This is a genomic window from Streptomyces sp. 13-12-16 (genome assembly GCF_002114215.1).
Classification (GTDB): Bacteria; Actinomycetota; Actinomycetes; order Streptomycetales; family Streptomycetaceae; genus Streptomyces.
In genome coordinates this window covers 1-4,722 of sequence record NZ_NCTE01000788.1, presented here as the reverse complement: position 1 = coordinate 4,722, position 4,722 = coordinate 1, and the positions used below count along the sequence as shown (strand labels likewise).

Annotated in this window: 3 protein-coding genes and 1 pseudogene; 2 read left to right on the top strand and 2 right to left on the bottom strand. The window is 73.4% G+C overall.

The window, feature by feature from the left end; translation table 11 throughout:
- Positions 1-968, top strand: a pseudogene (locus tag B7767_RS28980) (transporter); the annotation flags it as partial.
- A 357-nt stretch (positions 969-1,325) separates the two neighbouring features.
- Here B7767_RS28980 and B7767_RS28975 read toward each other — a convergent pair.
- Together B7767_RS28975 and B7767_RS28970 are read right to left on the bottom strand one after the other, a co-directional pair.
- A complete protein-coding gene (locus B7767_RS28975; RefSeq protein WP_085574748.1) occupies positions 1,326-2,204 on the bottom strand; it encodes an alpha/beta fold hydrolase in 879 nt (292 codons plus the stop codon).
- A 526-nt stretch (positions 2,205-2,730) separates the two neighbouring features.
- Complete coding sequence (locus B7767_RS28970; protein ID WP_030835378.1) at positions 2,731-3,423, bottom strand: metal-dependent transcriptional regulator; 693 nt, start codon at positions 3,421-3,423, stop codon at positions 2,731-2,733.
- A gap of 237 nt (positions 3,424-3,660) precedes the next feature.
- On the opposite strand from B7767_RS28970, the gene B7767_RS28965 reads away from it, so the two are divergent.
- A complete protein-coding gene (locus B7767_RS28965) occupies positions 3,661-4,416 on the top strand; it encodes an SIS domain-containing protein (RefSeq protein ID WP_085574747.1) in 756 nt (251 codons plus the stop codon).
- Positions 4,417-4,722 lie beyond the last annotated feature (306 nt).

Here is a 4,722-nt window from a genome sequence, read left to right as displayed (position 1 = left end):
ACGTACTGCGCTGGTTCCCGCCGGCGTCGGCGGTCGCCGCGGTGCACACGGCGGGTGAGGGGGCGTACGGGGTCGCGCTGGCGCAACTGGCGCTGAGCGCCGCGGCGTTGGCGGGGCTGCTCGCGCTGTGGTCGCGTTCCCTGACGCGGCTGATGACCTCGCCGGACGGTTCCACCCTCCAGGCGGCCGGGGACACGGCGGTCCGCGACCGCGCGTCGACGGGCCTGTCCCGGCTGCTGCCGCCGGGCCGCACGGGTACGGCCATGGAGCGCAGCCTGCGCTACATCCGGCGCGATCCGAAGACGAAGGCCGCGTGGGTGACCTCGCTGGCGATCGGGCTGATCGTGCCGGTGTTCAACGCCTGGCAGGGCACCGGCTCGGTCTACTTCGCCTGTTTCGCCGCCGGGATGCTCGGCATCCAGATGTACAACCAGTTCGGGCAGGACACCTCGGCGTTCTGGATGGTCGCGATGACGATCTCGTCGACCCGGGAGGCGTACGTCGAGCTGCGCGCCCGCGCGCTGGCGCTGCTGCTGGTCACCCTGCCGTACGCCACGCTCGTCACCGTGCTGACGACGGCGATGCTCGACGACTGGGCGCGGCTGCCGGAGGCGCTGGGCCTGACCTTCGCGCTGCTCGGCGCGATGCTCTCGACGGGCGCGTGGACCTCGGCCCGCTTCCCGTACTCCATCCCGCAGGAGGGCCACAGGAACGTCGCCCCGGGGCAGGTCGGGCTGGCCTGGATCTCCGTCTTCGGCGGCATGGTCGCGGCGGCGGTGCTGTGCGTCCCGGTCATCGCCCTCACCATCTGGCTGAACATCGCCGAGGGCGGCGACGACCGGCTGTGGCTGCTGCTGCCGGTGGGCACGGCGTACGGCGCCGCCCTGACGTTCCTCGGCCTGCGGCTGGCGGCCCCGCAGACGGCCCGCCGGCTGCCGGAGATCCTGACGGCGGTGAGCAAGGGGTGAGGAGCGGAAGCGCCGCCGGGGACGGCCGGGTCTCCCGCCGGACGGGTCTCCCGCCGGTCGTGGGCGTCAAGGGGCGGAGGGGACCGGCCGGAAGGCCGGGCCCCCTCGACGTGGCGCGGGGCCCGGGCACGTGGCGTTCCGGCGCGCGGCCCACGGCGGTCCCCGTGGGGAAGGCGGCCCACCGGCCCACCGGGCTCCCCGCTGCGGCAGGACGGTCCTCCGTCCCGGCGTGATCACCACCCCGGCCCGCGGGTTCCGGTGCGTCGGTTCCCCGGGCCACCCGGGGGGCGCCCGGGCGTACGAGCGGTGAGCGGTGTCGCCGGGCTCCCGTCACGGAGTGGGGTCAGCGGTCCGGGGTCAGCGGTCGTCCAGTGAGTCCAGGAAGGGTTCGATCGCCGCGAGCCAGGTCTCCGGCTGGTCGTAGTGGACCAGGTGGCCGGCGTCGGCGACCTCCGCGTACCGGCCGTGGGGCATGACGCGGACCATCTCCTGGGCCTCCGCGCGGCCGAGTTCGCCGTCGAGGCCGCGGACCACCAGGGCGGGGCAGCGCACCTGGGCCAGTTCCTCCCAGTGCGCGTCGAAGACCCAGGTCTCGCGGGAGCGGAGCATCTGGTCCGGGTCGAACACCGGGCGCCAGCCGTCCGGGGACTCGGCCATCACCTCGGCGTAGAACGCGCCGCGGGCCGGGTTGGGCCGCTCCACCCAGGGGTCGTCCTCGCCGAACCACTTGCGTACGTCGGCGAGCGTGGCGAACGGGACCGGCCAGGCCTTGAACCACTCCGCCCACTCGCGCTGCGAGGCGGCCCCGAGGGCGGAGGCCCGCATGTCACAGATGACCAGCCCGCGCACCAGGTCGGGGCGTTTGGCGGCGAGCTGCCAGGCGGTCAGCGCGCCCATCGCGTGGCCGATGAGGACGGTGGGGCCGAGACCGAGCTGCTCCACGGCGGCCTCGGCGTCGTCGACGTAGGCGTCACGGGTGAAGGAGGCCTGCGGGGACTTGTCGCTGCGGCCGTGGCCGCGCTGGTCGAGGGCGACCGCGCGGTACCGCCCGGAGAGCCGGCGGGCGGTGGACGCCCAGTGCGAGGCGCGGCCCATCAGGCCGTGCAGTAACAGCACGCCGGGGGCGCTCTGCGCGGCGCTCTCCGCCGGGTCGGCCCCGTTCTTGGGCGGGTCGCCGAACTCCCAGGCGGCGAGCCGTACGCCGTCCGCCCCGGTCACGTCGATGCGTCGCGCCATGGTCCTGGCACCCCCCAAGCTCGCTGCCTGCCCGCTGCCCGTCTGCTGCCTGTGTACTGGCCCTGCCTGTCACCGCTGCCCGCAGGCTATCGAATGAGCATTCGAAAATGGCTTCTTGCCCGGCAACACCCCTCGTTCGAGTGACCCTCTGCGGGGATTGATCGCCGCGTCCCGGGGGAGATCTTCATCGGGAGGCGGACCGCTCGGGGAAAACGGTCCGAGGGGAATGACCCTGAGAGCTCGGGGCTCCGGGTCAGCACAGGGGAGGACAGGCCCCGGCGCCGTGCGGCGCCGGGGCTCCTCACGTGGTCACGGCACATCGTCCCGCCCCTCCCCTGCCGGGGTGACATCGCTGTCGGCCCGGCCAGAGCCACTCAGGTCATATGCCTCACGCGACAGCCTCGCACGCGAATCCGGTGAGCGCTGCGAATCGCCGCAGTGGATCTCGGATTCGGCGCGTTCACACCTCACACCGGCGGGCGCGGACCGGCCGTCCGACGTCCCGTCCCACCGGCCGGCCGGCCGGTCAGGGCTTGGCGACGAACACGTGCGAGGCCACCTCCGACTCCAGCTCGGCCGCCTCGCCACTGCTGCCCACCAGCACCCCGCCCGCCGACTCCGTCACGCTGACCACCGAACCGGGCTGCACGCCCGCCCGGCGCAGCGTGTACATGAGCTGCGCGTCCGTCTGGATCGGCTCGCCGATCCGGCGCACCACGACCGTCTTGCCCCCGGCGCCCGGGTCGAGGTCGGCCAGGGACACCATGCCCTCGTCCAGGAACGGGTCGGCCCCGTCCTTCTCGCCCAGCTCCTCCAGGCCCGGGATCGGGTTGCCGTACGGCGACTCGGTGGGGTGCCTCAGCAGCTCCAGCACGCGGCGCTCGACGGCCTCGCTCATCACGTGCTCCCAGCGACAGGCCTCGGCGTGGACCTGCTCCCACTCCAGGCCGATCACGTCGACCAGGAGACACTCGGCGAGGCGGTGCTTGCGCATCACGCGCGTGGCCAGCCGGCGGCCCTCCTCGGTGAGCTCCAGGTGCCGGTCGGGGGCGACGGACACCAGGCCGTCGCGCTCCATCCGCGCCACCGTCTGGCTGACCGTCGGCCCGCTCTGGTCGAGCCGCTCGGCGATCCGGGCGCGCATGGGGACCACACCTTCCTCCTCCAGCTCGAGGATGGTGCGGAGATACATCTCCGTGGTGTCGATCAGTCCGGACATACATGCCCCTCGATGAGATCTGCGGATGGCTCTGCCGGAGGCTGGACGGCTCACCGGCGCGTGCGCTGGCCCAGGACCCAATTCTGACGCATCGGACCGACAACCGGGCCGCGCAGTGGAAACGAGGGGCCGCGCGGAGGGGAAACCCCGCCGTCGGGCGCCGTATTGACACGGCACTGGTCCAGACCGCACGGTGATCCGCGACACTCCTGCCCGAAGTGCCCGAAGGGATGCCGCATGAGCGACCGCACGCCGGCCGATCGGTTCCTCGACGCCGCGATCGACCTGTTGCAGCGGATCCGCGACGAGGAGGCCGAGTCCGTCGCGGCGGCGGGCACGCTGCTCGCCGACACGGTCGCGGACGGCGGCCGGCTCTTCGCCTTCGGCGCCGGGCACTCCTCGCTGGCCGCGCAGGACCTCGTCTACCGGGCCGGCGGACTCGCCCTGATGAACCTGCTCGCCGTCCCGGGGGTCGTCGGCGTCGACGTCATGCCGGCCACGCTGGGCTCCGCCCTGGAGCGGGTCGACGGCCTCGCGGGCGTCGTGCTCGACTCCTCACCCCTGCGCGCGGGCGACGCGCTGATCGTCATCTCGCTGTCCGGGCGCAACGCGCTGCCCGTGGAGATGGCCGTGAAGGCCCGGGAACGGGGCGTGCGGGTGATCGGCGTGACGTCGGTGGCGTACGCGGCGCAGACGACGTCCCGGCACTCCTCCGGGACGTTCCTGAAGGACCACTGCGATCTCGTACTGGACTCCCGGATCGCGGTCGGTGACGCGGAGCTCACCCTCGACAACGTGCCCGCGCCCTTCGCTCCCGCGTCCACGGTGGTCACCACGGCGCTCCTGCAGGCCGTCATGGCCACGACGGCGGCGGTTCTCGCCGACCGCGGCATCGAGCCGCCGCTCCTGCGCTCCGGCAACGTGGACGGCGGCCACGAGTGGAACGCCCGCATCATGGACGAGTACGGCGACCGGATCTTCTACCGCCGTTGATCCCGTCCCCGCCGCCCCTTCCCTCCCCACTCTCGGCTTCGCTCGAGCGGGGGACCCCCGTCATCCCAGGGGCGCTGCCCCCGGGCCCCCGCTCCTCGAACGCCGGAGGGGCTGAACTTCAGCCCCTCCGGGGGAGTTCAAGGAGCGGGGGTCGGGACGGCGAGGGCGAAACCCCCGTGTCAGCGGTCGTCGCCGAGCAGCCCCGCCAGGTCCAGGGCCGTGGCGATGCGAACCGCCACGTCCTCCGCGTACATCGCGTCGGAGCGCTCGAACGCATGACGCCCCACCCCCCGCAGAAACGTCACG